We start from the raw sequence: 19,193 nt of genomic DNA, 5'->3' as shown, positions 1-19,193 counted from the left end.
CCCATTCCATAACAAAGCAAACCATCAATACCATGATGATGTATTGCTGTATGCCTGGCATACGAAATTGCGGTGGTTGACCTTACTTTTATATGACATATTTTTTAAAGGCTTTACCACGTTGTAGAGCCTTTTTTATTTACCCAGACCAACATTAACATGATACAGATCAAAAATATTTCCAAAACCTTCCATCAGAAAAACCAATCCTTCAAAGCACTTGATGATGTAAGCCTGAATATTGAAAAAGGCGATATCGTAGGAATTATCGGGTTTTCCGGAGCCGGAAAAAGCACGCTGATCCGGACGATAAACCTGCTGGAAAAGCCCGACAAGGGTGAAATCATCATTAACGGAAAAGATTTTATGAAATTGAATTCCCGGCAGCTGGCCAGCGAAAGAAAAAAGATCGGAATGATCTTCCAGCATTTCAACTTACTGTCTTCCAGAACGGTTTCTGAAAATATTGCGCTTCCGTTAGAATTGGATAACCTTGATAAATCTGAAATCAACCGGAAGGTTAATGATTTACTAAAAATCGTCGGCCTGGAAGATAAAGCACACGACTATCCCAAAAGCCTTTCGGGCGGGCAAAAACAAAGGGTAGCCATCGCGAGGGCTCTGGCAAACAATCCCTACCTCCTGCTCTGCGACGAGGCGACCAGTGCACTGGATCCGGCTACCACACAATCGATCCTGCAGCTGTTGAGGGATATCAATCACAGGCTGCGCATCACCATCCTGCTGATTACCCATGAAATGGAAGTTATTAAATCGGTCTGCAACCACGTTGCCGTAATCGATAAGGGAAAGCTTATTTCCAAAGGCACTTTAAGGGAAATTATCTCCGATAAGGAAAACCCGATTATCAAACAATTTTTAAACTCAGGCGTTATGACCATACCCCAGGAACTGAATAAAAAACTACAGAAAGAACCGCAGGAAGGATTATTCCCGCTGGTTGAAGTAGAACTTAACGAAAAGATTTCCGTTGAAGAACTGCTTTTCATCATCTATGAAAAATATAAAATCCCTTATAAACTGCTGAAGGCTGACGTCGAATATCTCGGAGATTCAAATTTCGGGAAACTGCTGCTACAGCTGCAGGGCGAAGAGGAGAAAAACCAGCAGGCGATCTATTATTTCAATCAGAATAAAATTCAAAATACGGTAAGAGGATATGCTTAGTGAGACGGTAATTTCCCTCTTATCAAAGGGTATCTGGGAAACGGTTTTTATGACTTTCGTGTCGGGATTTTTCGGTTTTGTTCTGGGTCTGCCCGTAGGAATTCTGCTGTTTTTAACGAGAAAAGAACAGTTGCTGGAAAATATGGTGTACAACAGGATACTGTCTGTTCTGGTTAATATTTTCCGTTCGATTCCTTTTATTATCCTGATCGTGTGGATGATTCCCTTTACGAGAAGCCTGGTCGGGACCTCCATCGGAGTGAATGCCGCATTGGTACCGCTGAGCATCGGTGCCGCACCATTTATTGCCCGTCTGGTAGAAAACAGCCTGCTGGAAGTCCCGCAGGGCTTAATCGAAACCGCAAGGGCTTTAGGCGCCACTCCCTTTCAGATCGTCCGGAAAATTTTACTGCCGGAAGCTTTGCCTTCACTGATCAATAATGCAACGATTACTTTGATTACGCTGGTGGGCTATTCAGCGATGGGCGGTGCGGTCGGAGCCGGCGGATTGGGACAGATCGGGTATCAATACGGCTATATCGGCTATGACGCTGTAATTATGAACCTTGTTCTGGCTTTGCTGGTGGCCATCGTTTTTATTATCCAGTTTTCGGGAGACCGGCTGGCGAAAAGGTTTGATCATCGGTAGATGGGGTTGGAGAGTATGAGAGTGAGAGTGTGAGAGTATGTGGGTAAGAGAGTATGTGAGACTAAGGATTATAAGTGATGGTATTAAGTGATTTTAATATAGTGTGAATGTGAACTCGTGTGGTGGTTTGGAGATTCCGGCCATCAGTCGGCGGAAAGGAAGCCTTGAAGGTAAAAGCTATATTTTATTAGTTTATTAAAGATCCCTTTTTCCTTTTCGCCGTTTTTTGAAATGAAAATAATCAACAATGAAAAAAATAAAGATTTTAAGTTTTGTAACAGTTGTTCTTTTTCTGTTAACTTCCTGCAATTCTTCAAAGAAGGACAATCCCAATTTTATCCGTGTCGGCATTACTTCCGGACCGGAACAGGAAATTGCCGAAGCGGCTAAAAAAGTAGCCAAAGAAAAGTATAACCTCGATGTGGAGCTGGTGTCCTTTAACGACTATGTGGTTCCCAACGAAGCCCTGAATAACGGCGATATTGATGCGAATGCTTTTCAGCATGTACCTTATTTAACGGAGCAGTCCAGGCAGCGGGGCTATAAGCTTGCGGTGGTCGGAAATACTTTTGTTTACCCTATCGTAGCCTACTCAAAGAAGATCAGAAATATCAGTGAACTGCAAAACGGAAGCACGGTTGTGATCCCCAATGATCCTACCAATGGCGGACGTTCCCTGCTTCTACTGCAGAAAAACGGTTTACTGAAATTAAAAGACGGCATCGGCCTGCTTCCAAAGGTAACGGATATCGCCGAGAACCCGAAGCAGCTGAAAATCCTTGAAATCGAGGCTCCGCAATTGCCGAGGGTATTGGATGATAAAGAAGTTGTTATTGCCATCATCAACAATAATTTCGCTGCCCAGGCCGGACTGGATGCCGAGAAACAGGGAATCTTCAGGGAAGATAAAGATTCTCCTTATATGAATGTAATCGTTTCCAGAGAAGATAACAAAACCTCGGAAAAAGTGAAAAATTTCGTAAAAGCCTACGAATCGGATGAAGTGGCGAGAAAAGCCGAAGAGATTTTCAAAGGCGGTGCGGTTAAAGGATGGAAATAATGTCGCTGGTGAATGGTCAATCCCCTTTGCTTGTCAATTCTTTCAAGTTAAAATTAACAATTTGACGTGAATTCGATGGTTTTTAAATCATTGTCAATATTTTAAACCCGATAAAGAGCGCGTCCGGTTCTGTAATGGTGGTATTAACCCCGGGCGTCGTCTGGGGTTAAATTATTTACAGATAAAATCAAGCCTTGCAGGAATAATTATTAAACCCGGGTTATTGTTCAGATGCTCCTGCGGTATTATATTTTTTTGTATGCAGGACCGGTAGCAAGATGTTGATAGAAGAAACATCCATGTTCCATCTTCAGGCTTTTAAGTTGCTTTTTTTTCAGAAAAAAAGCTGGTCATTAATAACCATTTAACATAAATATTTATTTTCTCAATTTGAGACTATAAATATTTTTGCTATTTTTGTTACCAATCAAAAAAGGCTTTTTATGTTAAAGAAAACCGCCATTGTAAGCTTATTCACTCTTATTTCGGCTTCTTATATGGCTCAAAATACCTCGCTTCCGGTATATCTGGATGAATCAAAACCTGTGGAACAGCGTGTGCAGGACGCACTTTCAAGAATGACGCTGGAAGAAAAAGTGGCAATGCTTCATGCCCAGTCAAAATTCAGTTCACCCGGCGTTCCGAGACTGGGAATTCCTGAATTCTGGACCACCGACGGACCACATGGCGTTCGCCCGGAAGTAATGTGGGACGAGTGGAACCAGGCAGGCTGGACCAACGATTCCATTATTGCCTACCCTGCCCTGACCGCTCTTTCGGCAACCTGGAACAAAAAAGTGTCATGGAATTATGGAAAAGCACTCGGTGAAGAGGCCCGTTACCGTAAAAAAGACATTCTTTTAGGGCCGGGCGTTAATATTTACAGGACTCCCCTGAACGGCCGGAATTTCGAATATATGGGCGAAGATCCTTATCTGACCTCAAAAATGGTGGTGCCTTACATCAAAGGAGTACAGTCTAACGGCGTGGCCACCTCTGTAAAACATTTTGCCCTGAACAACCAGGAAATGTTCCGTCATACGAGCAATGTAAAAGTAGACGACCGGACACTCTATGAAATTTATCTGCCGGCTTTCAAAGCAGCCGTAACGGAAGGTGATTCATGGACGATCATGGGCGCATATGATATGTACAAAGGCCAATATGCCAGCCAGAACCAGTATCTCTTGAATGATATTTTAAAAGGCGAATGGAAATACAAAGGCGTGGTGGTTTCCGACTGGGGCGCGGTAAACAATACGGAACAGGCCATCCACAACGGACTGGATCTCGAATTCGGAAGCTGGACCAACGGGCTTTCAGCCGGAACTAAAAATGCCTACGACAACTATTATTTAGCAAAGCCATATTTAGATTTAATTAGATCCGGAAAAGTAGGAACCAAAGAACTGGACGACAAAGTTTCAAGGCTCCTGAATTTGGCCTATAAAACAACGATGAATCGTAACAAACCTTTTGGCAATATTGCTTCCGAAGAGCATAAAGCGATTGCCAAAGAGATCGGGGAAGAAGGAATCGTATTGCTGAAAAACCAGGGCAGTGTTCTTCCGGTTGACATAAACAAGGCGAAAAAGATAGCCGTAATCGGTGAAAATGCTATTAAGATCATGACCGTTGGCGGCGGTTCTTCGTCATTGAAAGTGAAATACGAAACCCTTCCTCTGGATGGAATTAAGGCACGATTCGGGAAACAATCCGAGGTGCAGTATGCAAGAGGATATGTGGGTGATATCGGCGGCGAATACAACGGCGTAAAATCCGGACAGGACCTGAAAGACACCCGTTCTCCACAGGAACTCCTGAATGAAGCGGTAGAATTGGCACAAAATTCAGACTACGTCATTTTCATCGGCGGCCTGAACAAAGCAGATTTCCAGGATAGTGAAGGGAACGACCGTAAAAGCTACGGGTTACCTTATAATCAGGATCATGTAATTTCCGCTCTTGCCAAAGCCAATAAAAACCTGGCTGTGGTATTGATTTCCGGAAATGCAGTAGCCATGCCATGGATCAAGGAGGTTCCTACGGTGGTCCAGGCCTGGTATCTGGGCTCCGAAGCAGGAAATTCTATCGCTTCTGTTTTAGCAGGAGATGCAAATCCATCGGGTAAACTTCCGTTCACCTTCCCGGTGCGGTTAGAAGATAATTCTGCGCATAAGTTGGGAGAATATCCCGGTAACAAAGAAGAGCTGGCAGCAGATAAGGGCAAAGACCAGAAAAACCCGATCAATATTGCTTATAACGAGGGAATCTTTGTGGGTTACCGATGGCACGACACCAAAAAAATAAAACCCTTATTCAGTTTCGGACATGGATTAAGCTATACGACTTTTGAGTTCGGAAAGGCTAAAGCCGATAAGACAACGATGTCTCAGGACGATACGATCACCTTTACGGTTTCCGTGAAAAACACCGGAAAAAGAGCCGGTGCAGAAGTAGCCCAATTATACATTTCGGATCTGAAATCTTCCGTGGAAAGGCCGGTCAAAGAACTGAAAGGCTTTGAAAAGGTGTACCTGAACCCCGGCGAACAGAAGGAAGTTACCTTTACCATTGATAAAACGGCTTTAAGTTTCTTCGACGCGCAGAAGCACGACTGGGTAGCAGAGCCGGGAGATTTCGAAGCACAGATCGGAAATTCTTCCGATGCCATCAAAACCAAGGTGAAGTTTACCCTGAAGTAATTTTACTTATATATATTTCTAAAACGTGAATGCCCGGGCTTTAGCCCGGGTATTTTTATTCCTTTAATGCAGAACGAATCCTTTGGGTATAATACTTAGCATTCAATTTCAATGTTTCAACCAGATCCCACAGGTGATCTCCTTCCTGATCCGCTGTCTCTCCAATAAATTTTACAATCTCATCTTCGGAGATCTCATCCAAAAATATTTTACAGCAAAGGATCAGCTCTTTGATTTTGATTGCCCTGTCATTCAATTCCAGATCCTGAAAATACCGGATGTCAATTTCCGAAAACACAGATTCTGCTTTTAAAAATTTTCCCGTATCGTAAAGATACAGACCATACAGATACTGTAAAGGGGGATTATATGTATCAATGTCCAGCGACCATTTAAAAGGATTCTCCACCACAGGATTCCCGGGAAGCAGATTCTGATAAGGGGTATTTTTCACCTTCGATTTACAGATGAAATAGGCCAAAGTTCCCATTAACTGATAATAAGCAGAATTTTTTACAAATTTCTCATTTTCAGCACGATTCAGGAGATCGGTTAATTCTGGGTTTGCCTTTTCATAATCATGGCTGTAAGCGAAAATAATTTCATAAGCCTGATCTAAATAATCGAACGCTTTCTCTGTTATCTTTTCCGGTTTCAAGATATCATCAAATTAAATCAATATAAATTCTACACTATGTAACTTGTTTTCAGTGACTTAAAAATAAAAAAGCAGAAATATGGTCCTGATTTTAGATATAGTTCTCTCTTAACAGCACACAAACAATATCATTTAATATATAGGACGCCAGCAATATATCGACAGAAGAAACTTCCAGCATCCAGCTTCCTTCTTCCAGCCTTTTAAACCTTGTTTTTACTTAGACTCCACATTAATTGGTTTTAAATCTCCACCATCAACTCCTTTTCATAGCTATTATACTTTTCACTGATATAGCCATACGGATTGCAGATAACTTCCGTCTCTCCTATTGTATACCGTTTCGGCGTATGGATATGGCCGTGGATCCAGTACAGCGGCTGGTACTCCAGAATAAAACCCTCAAGATCCGAAGCATAAGCTGAACTAAGCGGATCTTCTTTAAAATGTTCCGGAACCGACTGAATGCTGGGTGCATGATGGGTCACCACGATATTTTTCATGTCTTTTGAATTCTCCAGGCTTTCTTTCAGCCATAATTTTGAAAACTGATGAATCTTAAAAATATCGATGGATCGCATTTTTGAATAGGACGGATCGCGCCGGATCTGCTTATAATCGTTCATCCCGTTCTGGCAGACAAATCCGTAATACCGCGGATCCCCGAAAATGGAAAAATCAGTCCAGAGCGTTGCCCCGTGAAAACGGATCCCCTCGATATCCACGGAATCATTTTCCAGTACAAAAATATTGGAATTACGGGCAGCTTCTTTTATCTTGTGCAGTGTTTTCGGATAGGAACCTTTGTAGTATTCATGGTTTCCGAGAACATAGATCACCGGTTTATCCCTGATCTTTACTTTGATCCATTCGATTCCTTTTGTTCCCAGATTTATATCGCCGGCCAAAACAACAACATCCGCACGGTCAAACGACAGTTCGGTAATTCCGAATTCCTGGTGAAGATCGCTGATGATCTGTATTTTCATCCCGCTAAAATAACAAAAGAACCGGTACATTGCACCGGTCCTTTATCAATATAATTCAGTTAAAGGAAAATTCGCCTGAGATCCTTTTTAAAATTTGGAATTTATTTTTAAAGTTAATAAATTAATTTATTTAGTTAAAAATCAACATATTGTACATTCAATACTATTCACTAAAATCATTGGGATCATCATACTGAGCGAAGAATTAACAAAGTTTATTTTAAGTCAGAAAATTAAGAGGTATAAAGGAAATTTCTGACTTAAAAATTTAAACATCCTCTAAGAAACAGCAACTTCCCGCGGTTCATTTCTAAGGCTTCTGATCATGAAGTAAAACAGCATGCTCAACGCAAAAACCGCATAGCCAATTAATATCGTGATGCTTAAATCGCCTACAGCCAACACCGAAGGGAAAACCTGGCTCATCAGCGTCATGAAAGACAATCCGAGGCCCGCCCCCAGAAAATAACTGGTGGAACCCAGACTGGAAGCTACTCCATAATCTGCAGCAGCCACCTCATGAATTCCCAGCACGGATAATGCCGTAAAACAGAAAGTCATCCCAATTCCCGATATGCAGGCTGCGCCCGATAAAACCAGGGGCAACGGATGACCGGAATGTATGGAGATGAGCAATACAATGGCCCCTGTCAGCATAAATACCCACCCGAAAATTCCCATCTGTGCCGAACTCAGTCTCTTAGCGACCAAAGGCAATACAAATTTCGCAACCAAGGCCGACATAATGCTGAAAGGAACAAGCATCAGCCCCGCCGAAGCCGCACTGTGGCTCATGTCTTTCTGCAGCATCAGAGAAATCAGGAATAAGAATCCGATAAAAAAGGCACCCAATGCGACGAATGCAAAATTGGAAACCATGAGTGAACGGTGCCTGAATATTTTAACGTCGATCAGGGGTTGCGCTGTCGATTTCAGACGGTACATGACCAGCACCAGCAACACGGCAGCCAGGAATAAAGCACCCGCCACCCTAAAGGGATATTCTTTGATATGAATCAGCTCATGGGTCCCATAAGTAAGTCCCAACAGTCCCAGCACCAACAATACGCCTGAAAGCAGGTCCGTTTTTTGGGTTACCTCCTTTTTATCTTTGGGAAGATACCGGTAGGCAAAAATCAAAGTGATCAGTAAAACAGGAACATTGATCAAGAATACCCAATGCCAGCTCAGATACGTGCTGATGATTCCTCCCAATGACAGTCCGCTTCCGGAACCTATCGCAGCAAAGGAACTGAAAATCCCTACGGCACGGCTCCGCTCCCGCTCTTCCCTAAACGTATGGGTGACGATCGACATAGCCGAAGGCATGATGAAAGCCGCTCCCAATCCCTGCAATGCCCTGAAAACCGCCAGTGTCCCGAAACTTGTGGACAGTCCGGCTCCTAAAGATGTCAGCATAAAGATCAGGGAACCCCAGAGAAAAATTTTCCTGCTTCCGACCTGGTCGGATAATTTTCCACCGATAATCAGGAATCCTCCGAAAAACAATACGTAAAGGGTTTGCAGCCACTGAACGGTTTCGGTGGTGATCCCAAACTGCTCCTGGATGGAAGGAATCGTTAAGTTAATAATGGCAATATCCAATGCTTCCACAAATGTGCCTGCCGATGCGATCATCAATAATAAATTCTTCCTATCCATACTATTTAATTATGCTGCAAAATTAAAAATAACAGGACGTATGTAAAAATTATAGATTAAATTTGGAACATATTTAATCTATAAATTACTTAAAAAGAACGATTGTACTTTTATTAAGCTTTTAACCCCGATAAAAAGAACAAATGGCCGCAGAACAATATACCGTCGATGAAAAAGACCTTTCCATACTCCGGATTTTACAGAAAGATGCAAAGCTGAGCGTCCGTGATATTGCCGCAAGGATTAACCTCAGCCCTACTCCAACCCATGAACGGATCAAGAGAATGGAAAAGCTGGGCATCATAAGGGAATATACAGCCTTGGTCGACCGGAAAAAGGTAAACAAAGGGATGATGGTGATCTGCATGATCGCCCTGAATGTTCATAACAAAAAAACCGCAGGACATTTCATCGCAGAAGTAAGTAAACTGAAAGAAGTGGTGGAATTTTACAACATCAGCGGAGATTTCGATTTCATGCTGAAAATACTGGCCCCGAATATGGATAAATTCCACGAATTTTTCGTCAATACTTTATCCGAAATCGAAGGCATCGGCCAGACGAAAAGTATTTTTGTGATGAACAGCATTAAGGAAAGTTCGCAGATTTTGTAAAGGCATTTTTAATATACTTAAACATTATAAATTAACGTGAACCCGGCGTAAAAACAAGGTTTAAAAGGCTGGAAGAAGGGAAGCTGGATGATGGAAGTTTCTCTTTAAGTCAATCTCATTTAAAATTCCTGTTATTCTTTAATTTTTTTAATTACTAGAAACAAATTACATATTATCAAATTCACGTTAAACTAATTAAATTATTAATCAGGAAACATTCCGGACTTTTTATTCCATTTAAATCCGTACCTTAATTCAGCCAAAATAATTCAGCCATGCCGTGGAATCCCGAGATTTACAACCAGTTTAAAAATATCCGTTTTCAGCCGTTCTTTGATCTTGCAGATCTCATTGCGGATGACCAATCGATGAAAGCGATCGACCTGGGATGCGGGACGGGTGAACAAACGGCCATTCTTGCCGAAAAATTTCCGGAATCAAATTTCACCGGAATCGATTCTTCGCCGGAGATGCTCGAAAAAGCAGGGAATTTTCAGCATGAAAGGCTTCACTTTAAACAAATGACTACGGAAGAAATTCTGGAAAGTGACGAACGCTGGGACCTCATCTTCAGCAATGCCGCATTGCAGTGGTCTGACCGTCATGAAGAATTATTCCCGAAACTGATTTCAAAATTAAATCCGGGAGGTCAGCTGGCGGTGCAAATGCCCTATCAGCCAGGGAATGTCCTGAATCAGATTTTATCCGGTCTCGCATCGGAAGAGCCTTTCAGCAGCCAATTGAATGGCTGGAACCTCCATTCTCCGGTTTTAACCCTGGATGAATACGCCCGGATCCTTTTTGATAACGGCATCGGAGAACTCAATTTATTTCAGAAAGTATATCCCCTCATCGCAGAGGAGCACAAAACCCTGTTTAATTTTATTTCAGGATCGGCATTAATTCCTTACCTGGAAAGGCTTACCGAAGATCAGAAAACCATTTTCACCACCGAATTCAACAGGAGGATTGCAAAAGCGTTTCCGAAGCTCCCGGCGATTTATTCTTTTAAAAGAATTTTAATATATGGACGAAAGATGTAGGTGAAAAGCGATTCAGGACTTGTGAAATCGATCTTTACCATAAGTCATTGTGATTAATTAAATAAAGTGGACATTGCATCATATCTTATAAAAAATAAGCAATGTATCGTGTTGCGCAATCCTTTGACAGGCTCAGGATGACATTGCTCATACTAATGGTTTTAATTTTAATAAATTGTTAATTTGAAATAGATTTTGAAAAACTTTGACAAAGTTGAAATGCAATATGTTGTTTTAATTTTTATAGAAATTAAAACGCATCGATTTTAGTTTAACCATTCCTTAATTTGCAAGCTGAGTTTGTCAAAGCAGTTAAGCTTAAAAAAACTTACGGTCTCCCGCTTTCTCCATCCAGCCCGTAACTTCCGTTTCAAACCAGCATATTCAGCACATCAGGGTTGTCGTTGAGGTAGGATTCGAAATAGCCCAGCTCTTGCATCCGGGTTCTGAGGCCGCTGAAGCCGGAAGGATCGGAAAGTTCGATACCGACAACGGCCAGGGCGGTTTCCCGCGAATTTTTTTTGGTATATTCAAAATGGGTAATGTCGTCATCGGAACCGAGGACGTTCAGCACAAAATCCTTGAGGGCACCGGGACGTTGCGGAAATTTAACCATAAAATAATGCTTCAGCCCTTTGTACAGCAACGCCCGTTCCTTGATCTCTTCCATCCGGGTAATATCATTGTTGCTGCCGCTTACGATGCAGACCACGTTTTTACCTTTGATCTGATCCCTGTACTGATCCAAGGCGGAAATCGACAGGGCACCGGCAGGTTCCAGCACAATGGCATCTTTGTTATACAGCTGGAGGATCGTATCACAAACCCGGCCTTCATCCACCGCGATACAGTCGTAAAGCGCATCCTTGCAGATCTCGAAATTCAGGTCTCCTACCCTTTTTACTGCAGCTCCATCCACGAAGCCATCAATTTCCGGAAGTTCCGTATTGGCATTATTGAACAGGGAAGCTTTCATGGAAGCAGCTCCTTTAGGCTCGGTACCGACAAGCAGAGTTTCCGGAGAAAGCGCCTTAAATACCGTAGCAATCCCGGAAGCCAATCCACCGCCACCGATCGGAATGAATACAAAATCGATCTTCTCCTGCTGCTGTTCGAGGATTTCCAACGCCAGGGTCGCCTGCCCTTCAATAATACGGACATCATCGAAGGGATGAATAAAAGCCGCACCGGAAAGGGCTGCAAATTCAAGGGCTGCTGCTTTTGAAGCGTCGAAAGTGTCTCCGGTCAGCCTTACCTCCACGGCGTTTCCTCCGAACATTTCTACCTGCTCCAGCTTTTGCCTTGGCGTGGTAACCGGCATAAAGATGGTTCCCCTGATACCGAGCTGGCGACAGGAAAAAGCAACCCCCTGGGCATGGTTCCCAGCGCTGGCACAGACGATACCATCTGAAGTTTTTCCTTCCAGAAAAAGGCTGTTGATCTTATTGTAGGCGCCCCGCAGCTTGTAAGAACGTACCGGCTGCAGGTCTTCCCTTTTCAGGAAAATACGGGCCCCGAATTTCTCCGACAGCCGCTGGCTGTATTGCAGCGGCGTATAATTGACAACGCTTTCTATGCTTTTCCGGGCTTTCTTTACTGCTTCCAGCGTGGGAAATGTAGCCGTCTCACTCATTTTCTGTTATTTTAAACGGTTTTGATGGATTTCATGGCCGTCATAGCCTGGCGCAGTTTTCTGCCTACGACTTCTACCGGATGGTTTCTCAACACTTCGTTTACGTGTACCAACTGTGCGTTGTCTACCGTGCCATCCTTTCCTTCATTGAAATTTTTCCCCGCCACATCCGTATCGACTTTCTTCATAAAATCTGCGAGCAACGGTTTGCAGGCCTGGTCGAAAAGATAGCAGCCATATTCCGCCGTATCGGAAATTACCCGGTTCATTTCGAACAGCTTTTTCCGGGCAATGGTATTTGCGATCAGCGGCGCTTCATGCAGAGATTCGTAATAAGCGGATTCCGGTTTGATCCCCGCTTCCACCATGGTTTCAAAAGCCAGTTCCACTCCGGCTCGGATAAAGGCTGGCATCAGCAGGTAATGGTCGAAATATTCCTGTTCAGAGATTTTTATATCGCCAGCCGGTGTTCTTTCAAAAGCAGTTTCCCCGGTTTCCGCGCGCCATTTCAACAGATTGGCATCATCATTCGCCCAGTCTTCCATCATCGTTCCGGAGAACTCCCCTGACATAATATCATCCTGATGTTTCCTGAACAGCGGACGCATAATGTCTTTCAGCTCTTCCGAAAGTTCAAAGGCTTTCAGCTTGGCAGGATTGGACAGCCTGTCGAGCATTCCGCTGACACCACCGTGCTTCAGGGCTTCGGTAATTACCTCAACGCCGTACTGCACGAGTCTGGAAGCGTACCCTGCATCGATTCCCTTTTCCACCATTTTGTCGAAAGAAAGGATGGAGCCGGTTTGCAGGAGTCCGCACAGGATTGTCTGCTCTCCCATCAGGTCAGATTTTACTTCTGCCACGAAAGAAGATTTCAAAACTCCCGCTTTATGGCCGCCGGTTCCCGCACAGTAGGCTTTGGCCTGTTCCCAGCCTTTTCCCTGCGGATCATTTTCCGGATGTACGGCAATGAGCGTCGGAACCCCGAAACCCCGCAGGTATTCGGCGCGGACTTCGGAACCGGGGCATTTTGGGGCCACCATAATGACCGTCAGGTCTTTGCGGATCTGCATGCCTTCTTCCACGATATTGAAACCGTGGGAGTATGACAACGTGGCACCTTCTTTCATTAAAGGCTGAACGGCGTTGATTACGGCAGTATGCTGTTTATCCGGTGTAAGATTGATCACCAGGTCTGCCGTGGGAATCAGTTCTTCATACGCTCCCACCGGAAAACCGTTTTCGGTAGCGTTTTTCCAGGAATCCCTTTTCTGATCAATGGCTTCCTGCCGTAATGCGTAAGAAACATCCAGCCCGCTGTCCCTGAGGTTCAGCCCCTGATTGAGTCCCTGTGCGCCACAGCCTACAATGACGATTTTTTTTCCTTGTAACGCTGAAACGCCCTCGGAAAATTCCGAATTGTCCATAAATTCCGCCTGACCTAACTGGTGAAGCTGTTCTCTGAGTGATAAGGTATTGAAGTAATTTGACATATCTGATGATGATTGATAAATGATGATTGATGAAATAACTTTGTCAAAGATTTTAACTTTGACAAAGTTTGTGATCTTTTTTACATGGTAAAAACATTGTCCCGCTGATCGAGATATTGGTTTTCTACGATATGCGGAGAAGGTTCCCGGTTTTCAAACTGAAGCACCTTTTCATGGATCCCTGCACTGTTTTTAATGATGGCAATCCGGGCTCCGCGTACGAATTCGATAAGCCCGTATTTATTGAGTTCTTCGGTCAGCCGGTCGATTTCTTCCCGGTGTCCCGCGGTTTCAAAAACAATATAATCCTGGCGGATAACCACCGTAGAAGCCCCGTACTGCCGGAGCAGCCTTTCTACATAGACTTTTTCCGTGACAACATCTGCCGGAACTTTGTACAGGGCCTGTTCCTGCCATACGATCTCGTCATCGGTATTGTAATAGGATTTCAGGACATCGATCTGCTTTTCCAGCTGACGGCAAAGTTTTCTGACGATGTCTTCATTTTCGGTAATGACCAAAGTAAACCGATGGATGCCTTCCACTTCGGAAGGTGAAGTATTCAGACTTTCAATGTTGATTTTCCTGCGCGAAAAAATTCCGGCGATCCGGCCGATCAGTCCGACGGAGTTTTCGGTATATAAGGTGATGGTAAATTCTTTCTTTTCCATGAATGATTGATTTAAGATGAGATTAAAGCTTAGGTTGAGATTCAGATATAAAAATTTTTGTTTTAAATGGATTACCTGAATGTTTCTCAATGCCTTAATGATTAATTACTTTCCCGGGAGCCTTACTTTAAGCGGATTTCTGAGACGGATGAACCTTGCGTGACCATCGGGAATACATTATTCTCTTTTCCGACCATCACTTCCAGCAGGTAGGCTCCATCATGACTGAGCATGGTTTCCATAGCCGTTTTCAGATCTTTACGCTCCGATATTTTTTGTCCTTCGATATAATATCCTTTTGCTACGGCTACGAAATCGGGGCTGGTAATATTGACAAAGGAATACCGCCGGTCGTGGAACAGCTGCTGCCATTGCCGTACCATTCCTAGGAACTCATTGTTGAGGATCAGGATCTTTACTTTGGCACCGAACTGCATGATGGTTCCCAGTTCCTGAATCGTCATCTGGAAGCCGCCGTCACCGATAATGGCCACCACGATTTTTTCCGGTGCACCATACCATGCCCCGATGGCAGCAGGCAGTCCGAATCCCATGGTTCCAAGACCGCCGGACGTCACACTGGACCGTGAATGGTTGAAATCTGCATAACGGCACGACACCATCTGGTGCTGACCGACGTCGGTGGCAATAATGGCATCACCATTGGTCAGCTCATTCAATACTTTAATCACTTCACCCATGGTCATCGTATCGGTAACAGGGTTCAGTTCATTCTGAATAACTTCCCTGATTTCTTCTTTTTCCAGTTCGCGGAATTGCTGCAGCCAGTCCGAGTGATCATTTTCCTGAAGAAGCGCTGTAAGTAACGGAAGTGTTTTTTTGCAATTGCCCCAGACCGGAACTGTGGTCTTCACATTTTTATCGATTTCAGCAGGATCAATATCCAGATGGATTACTTTCGCCTGTTTGGCGTATTTATCAAGCCTTCCCGTTACGCGATCATCGAAACGCATCCCCACCGCGATAAGCACATCGCATTCATTGGTCATGACATTCGGGGCATAATTCCCGTGCATTCCCAGCATCCCGACATGCAGTGGGTGATCGGTTGGCAAAGCACTCAGTCCCATGACCGTTGCCGCTGCCGGCAGATTAACTTTTTCAATAAATGCCTTGAATTCCTCTTCTGCATTTCCTAAAATGACCCCCTGACCGAATACCACAAAAGGTTTTTGGGCCTGGTTGATCAGTTCCGCTGCCCGTTCTACATATTCATTTCTGATTTCCGGTTCGGGACGGTAGCTCCGGATATGGCTGCATTTCTTGTATCCTGCGTATTCAAACAGCTGCAGTTGTGCGTTTTTGGTAATATCTATAAGAACCGGGCCGGGCCGCCCGGCAGCCGCAATATGGAAAGCTTTGGCAATGGCTTCCGGGATTTCCGTAGCATCGGTCACCTGGTAATTCCATTTGGTAACCGGTGTGGTGATGTTAATGACATCCGTTTCCTGAAAGGCATCCGTTCCCAGGAGCGAGGCAAACACCTGCCCCGTGATACAAACTATCGGGTTGCTGTCGATCATTGCATCTGCCAGTCCGGTCACAAGATTGGTAGCACCTGGACCGCTGGTTGCAAACACGACACCCGTTTTTCCGGAAGTGCGGGCAAATCCCTGGGCAGCATGTATCGCACCCTGCTCGTGACGGACCAGGATGTGCTTCAACTGTTCGGAATAATCATACAAAGCATCATAAATCGGCATGATCGCCCCGCCGGGATATCCGAAAACCGTGTTTACGCCTTCCGCCAGCAAAGCTTCCAAAAGGGCTTTGGAACCGGATATTTCTACCGTTTCCTGTTGCGTTACTTTATTGTTTTCTTTTTTTGATAGGATCGTATTCATTTTTGTTGTTTTTTATATCATAAACCTGTATAAAATAAGTTTTGAATTTTTGCTTTATTAATTTAATCGCAACGACAGACAAAGGATTAGATGATCTGAGTGCATATTTTTAGGCAGGCAAAAGCATTCATTTAACAGGGTAAAACAATATTTCATTGTATTCTGAATATTATTTAACACAAATACATAACAGATCCGAGATTTACAGATCCGTGACACAGCCTTGGGAAGCATCTGCAACCGATTTGGCATATTTGTAGAGGATTCCCTTTTTCACTTTGTATTCCGGCTGTAAGAAAGCGGCTTTGCGCCGGGCAATTTCTTCATCGGATAATAAGGCATTGATGGTATTTTTTTCGGCATCCAGCTCGATGAGATCACCGTCTTCAATAAGTCCGATCAGCCCTCCGGAAAATGCTTCAGGCGTGATATGGCCTACAACAAAGCCGTGGGTTCCGCCTGAAAAACGTCCGTCGGTAATCAGCGCTACATTTTTACCTAAATCTGACCCCATTAGTGCGGAGGTCGGTTTTAGCATTTCGGGCATTCCCGGTGCGCCTTTCGGGCCTTCGTTTTTAATCACGACTACATTTCCTTCGTTAATTTTACGGTCTTCGATGCCTTTGATAAATTCTTTCTCGCCGTCAAAAACAATGGCCGTTCCCTTAAAATAGTTGCCTTCTTTTCCAGTAATTTTAGCTACAGAACCTTTTTCCGCAAGATTCCCGTACATGATCCGGATATGACCGGTTTCCTTGATCGGATCTTTAATATCGCGAATGATGTTCTGCTCTCTGTCGATGATTGAGGTTACGTGTTCTAAATTTTCAGCTACCGTTTTACCCGTAACCGTTAAGCAATCGCCATGAAGCAGTCCCAGATCCAGCAGGTATTTCATCACCGCAGGAACACCGCCTACTTTGTGCAGGTCTTCCATCAGGTATTTTCCGCTGGGCTTCAGATCGGCCAGCAATGGGGTTTCGTCGCTGATCCTTTGAAAATCGTCTAGGGTCAGATCATAACCGATCGCTTTTGCAATGGCAATAAAATGGAGAACGGCATTGGTACTCCCACCCAGGATCATGATCAGCCTGAGAGCATTTTCAAAGGCTTTCGGCGTCATGATGTCTGAAGGCTTGATGTCTTTTTCCAGCAGGATTTTCATATAATGCCCGGCAAATCGACATTCCTCTTTCTTTTCTCGGCTGAGTGCGGGATAAGAGGACGAATACGGCAGGCTCATTCCCAATGCTTCGATGGCAGAAGCCATGGTATTTGCGGTGTACATTCCGCCACAGGCTCCTGCGCTCGGACATGAATTTTTTATCACCCCCTGAAAGTCCTCTTCGGAGATTTTGCCGGCAATTTTGTTTCCCAACGCTTCAAAAGCAGAAACAATATTGAGGTCTTCGCCTTTGTAATGTCCCGGGGCAATGCTTCCGCCGTAGACCATGATGGAAGGCCGGTCCAGCCTTGCCATGGCGATCAGGGAACCCGGCATATTTTTGTCGCAGCCCGGGACGGTAATGAGTCCGTCATAATACTGTCCCGCGCAGACGGTTTCAATGGAGTCGGCGATGATGTCGCGGCTAACCAGCGAATAGCGCATTCCGTCGGTACCGTTGGTCATGCCGTCACTGATCCCGATGGTATGGAACATTAATCCTACAAGATCTTGATCTTTTACCCCCTGTTTAACGGTTTCCGCCAGGCTGTTGAGGTGCATATTGCAGGTATTCCCGTCATAGCCCATGCTGGCGATGCCCACTTGTGCTTTATTGAAGTCTTCCTCCTGAAATCCGATCCCGTAGAACATAGCCTGGGTTGCCGGCTGGGTAGGATCTTTTGTCAGGGTTTTTGAATATTTATTTAACGTATTACACATATAGGGCTTGGTTTTTCAGGTAAGCATAATCCTCTTCCAGCACGAGATGGCGATAGGCCTGCTGTACTTTGGCGGAAAGGCTGTTTTCCCAATCCAGTTTAAAAGGGATATTGTCTAAAGAATCCAAAGCGACAATTTCAGCTGCGGTCCCACAGAAGAATCCGGCATCCGCACCCTGCATTTCTTCCGGTTTGAAGAATTTTTCCTCTGCCGGTATTCCCAGGTTATCACATATCTGAAAGACCGTAGCCCGTGTGATTCCCGGAAGGATATTGCCTTTGGCCGGCGTGAACAGTTTTCCGTCTTTTTCGTAAAATACATTGGCTCCGGAGCTTTCCGCCACATTCCCGTTTTCGTCCAGCACCAGCGCTTCATCAAAGCCTTTGTCCTTGGCTTCCTGGCAGGCCAGAATGGAGTTTACATAATGGCCGCTCACCTTTGCTTCCACTTTGAAAGCCTTTGGATTCGGACGTTGGAAAGAAGAGGTCATGATCCTCATTTTGTTGGCGAGATAGCCGTTGTCCCAATTCCAGACTTCGATTACAAGATAGCTTTTCTGCCCTTTGGATAATGCCATATTCGGCGAGCAGATCACGATCGGACGGATGTAAGCATTTTCCAGTTTGTTCATTTCCAGCAGTCTGTACGTCGCTTCTACCATTTCTTCCGTGGAATAATTGAAAGGCATCATCATCGCTTCGGCTGATTTCCTGAGCCTGTCGTAATGTTCTTCTGCTTTGAAAATCCGGGTACCGTTTGCGGTTTTATAAGATTTGATCCCCTCAAACACGGCATAGCCATAATGTAAGGATTGCCCGTATAAGTCGGTTTTTGCATCTTTTGCTTTTACATACTCTCCATCGAAAAAGAGAACACTGTCATCATTGTAATACATGTTGTACTGGTTTTTTTATTTTATTTATTCTTTACATTCAGGAAATAAAAAAAACCATTCCCGTGATGAGAATGGTTTGTGTTATTTTTTCAACAATTATCACGAGCCATTACTCATCACCGGCAGTCCGATAATGATAAAAATGACAATAATGATAATCGTGTGGTTCATTTTTTATATTTA

The 19,193-nt window shown here is 44.2% G+C and carries 15 protein-coding genes; 6 read left to right on the top strand and 9 right to left on the bottom strand.

Annotated elements, in window-relative coordinates; translation table 11 throughout:
- The first annotated feature begins 159 nt into the window (after nt 1-159).
- The 4 genes from ACED20_RS00175 (at nt 160) to ACED20_RS00160 (ending at nt 5,602) form a co-directional block, all read left to right on the top strand.
- Entirely contained in the window at nt 160-1,188 is a 1,029-nt protein-coding gene (locus ACED20_RS00175) for an ATP-binding cassette domain-containing protein (protein WP_345766032.1), read from the top strand.
- Complete coding sequence (locus ACED20_RS00170; protein WP_294264101.1) at nt 1,181-1,837, top strand: methionine ABC transporter permease MetI; 657 nt, start codon at nt 1,181-1,183, stop codon at nt 1,835-1,837. The genes ACED20_RS00175 and ACED20_RS00170 overlap by 8 nt, the downstream gene beginning before the upstream one ends.
- 247 nt (nt 1,838-2,084) lie before the next feature.
- Nucleotides 2,085-2,897: a methionine ABC transporter substrate-binding lipoprotein MetQ gene (gene metQ / locus ACED20_RS00165; RefSeq protein ID WP_378103231.1), complete on the top strand. Its 813-nt coding sequence runs from the start codon at nt 2,085-2,087 to the stop codon at nt 2,895-2,897.
- Between the two features lie 443 nt (nt 2,898-3,340).
- Nucleotides 3,341-5,602 carry a glycoside hydrolase family 3 C-terminal domain-containing protein gene (locus tag ACED20_RS00160; RefSeq protein WP_378103230.1) on the top strand — a complete coding sequence of 754 codons (2,262 nt, stop codon included), beginning with the start codon at nt 3,341-3,343 and terminating at the stop codon, nt 5,600-5,602.
- A gap of 55 nt (nt 5,603-5,657) precedes the next feature.
- Here the strand turns inward: ACED20_RS00160 and ACED20_RS00155 are convergent, their stop codons facing one another.
- From ACED20_RS00155 to ACED20_RS00145, 3 genes are all read right to left on the bottom strand, one after another.
- Nucleotides 5,658-6,260 carry a hypothetical protein gene (locus tag ACED20_RS00155; RefSeq protein ID WP_378103229.1) on the bottom strand — a complete coding sequence of 201 codons (603 nt, stop codon included), beginning with the start codon at nt 6,258-6,260 and terminating at the stop codon, nt 5,658-5,660.
- A 242-nt stretch (nt 6,261-6,502) separates the two neighbouring features.
- Nucleotides 6,503-7,249 (bottom strand): metallophosphoesterase, encoded by a 747-nt coding sequence (locus ACED20_RS00150; RefSeq protein WP_378103228.1) that lies wholly within the window; start codon nt 7,247-7,249, stop codon nt 6,503-6,505.
- A 279-nt stretch (nt 7,250-7,528) separates the two neighbouring features.
- Nucleotides 7,529-8,911 (bottom strand): MFS transporter, encoded by a 1,383-nt coding sequence (locus ACED20_RS00145; protein ID WP_378103227.1) that lies wholly within the window; start codon nt 8,909-8,911, stop codon nt 7,529-7,531.
- Between the two features lie 143 nt (nt 8,912-9,054).
- On the opposite strand from ACED20_RS00145, the gene ACED20_RS00140 reads away from it, so the two are divergent.
- On the top strand, nt 9,055-9,525 hold the full coding sequence (locus ACED20_RS00140) for an Lrp/AsnC family transcriptional regulator (protein ID WP_378103226.1): 471 nt from the start codon (nt 9,055-9,057) through the stop codon (nt 9,523-9,525).
- A gap of 275 nt (nt 9,526-9,800) precedes the next feature.
- Nucleotides 9,801-10,568, top strand: a complete 768-nt coding sequence (locus ACED20_RS00135; RefSeq protein WP_295211897.1) for a methyltransferase domain-containing protein — start codon at nt 9,801-9,803, stop codon at nt 10,566-10,568.
- Between the two features lie 370 nt (nt 10,569-10,938).
- Here ACED20_RS00135 and ilvA read toward each other — a convergent pair whose 3' ends face one another.
- From ilvA to ACED20_RS00105, 6 genes are all read right to left on the bottom strand, one after another.
- The gene (gene ilvA, locus ACED20_RS00130; protein ID WP_294236810.1) at nt 10,939-12,201 is read right to left on the bottom strand and encodes a threonine ammonia-lyase IlvA; all 1,263 of its coding nucleotides are present in this window, start codon (nt 12,199-12,201) and stop codon (nt 10,939-10,941) included.
- A gap of 11 nt (nt 12,202-12,212) precedes the next feature.
- Nucleotides 12,213-13,694 carry a ketol-acid reductoisomerase gene (gene ilvC / locus ACED20_RS00125; RefSeq protein WP_294236808.1) on the bottom strand — a complete coding sequence of 494 codons (1,482 nt, stop codon included), beginning with the start codon at nt 13,692-13,694 and terminating at the stop codon, nt 12,213-12,215.
- A gap of 80 nt (nt 13,695-13,774) precedes the next feature.
- Entirely contained in the window at nt 13,775-14,365 is a 591-nt protein-coding gene (ilvN, locus tag ACED20_RS00120) for an acetolactate synthase small subunit (RefSeq protein WP_294203547.1), read from the bottom strand.
- 122 nt (nt 14,366-14,487) lie between these two features.
- Nucleotides 14,488-16,230, bottom strand: coding sequence for a biosynthetic-type acetolactate synthase large subunit (gene ilvB / locus ACED20_RS00115; protein ID WP_294236805.1), 1,743 nt, complete (start codon nt 16,228-16,230; stop codon nt 14,488-14,490).
- A gap of 202 nt (nt 16,231-16,432) precedes the next feature.
- Nucleotides 16,433-18,115 (bottom strand): dihydroxy-acid dehydratase, encoded by a 1,683-nt coding sequence (ilvD, locus tag ACED20_RS00110; protein ID WP_294236803.1) that lies wholly within the window; start codon nt 18,113-18,115, stop codon nt 16,433-16,435.
- Nucleotides 18,108-19,010, bottom strand: a complete 903-nt coding sequence (locus ACED20_RS00105) for a branched-chain amino acid transaminase (protein WP_294229543.1) — start codon at nt 19,008-19,010, stop codon at nt 18,108-18,110. The genes ilvD and ACED20_RS00105 overlap by 8 nt, the downstream gene beginning before the upstream one ends.
- Nucleotides 19,011-19,193: the final 183 nt, after the last annotated feature.

Origin of the sequence: Chryseobacterium sp. sg2396 (assembly GCF_042610505.1) — a bacterium.
Taxonomy (GTDB): Bacteria; Bacteroidota; Bacteroidia; order Flavobacteriales; family Weeksellaceae; genus Chryseobacterium.
The sequence above is the reverse complement of the archived record's forward strand: the minus strand, read 5'-3'. Positions and strand labels throughout refer to the sequence as shown.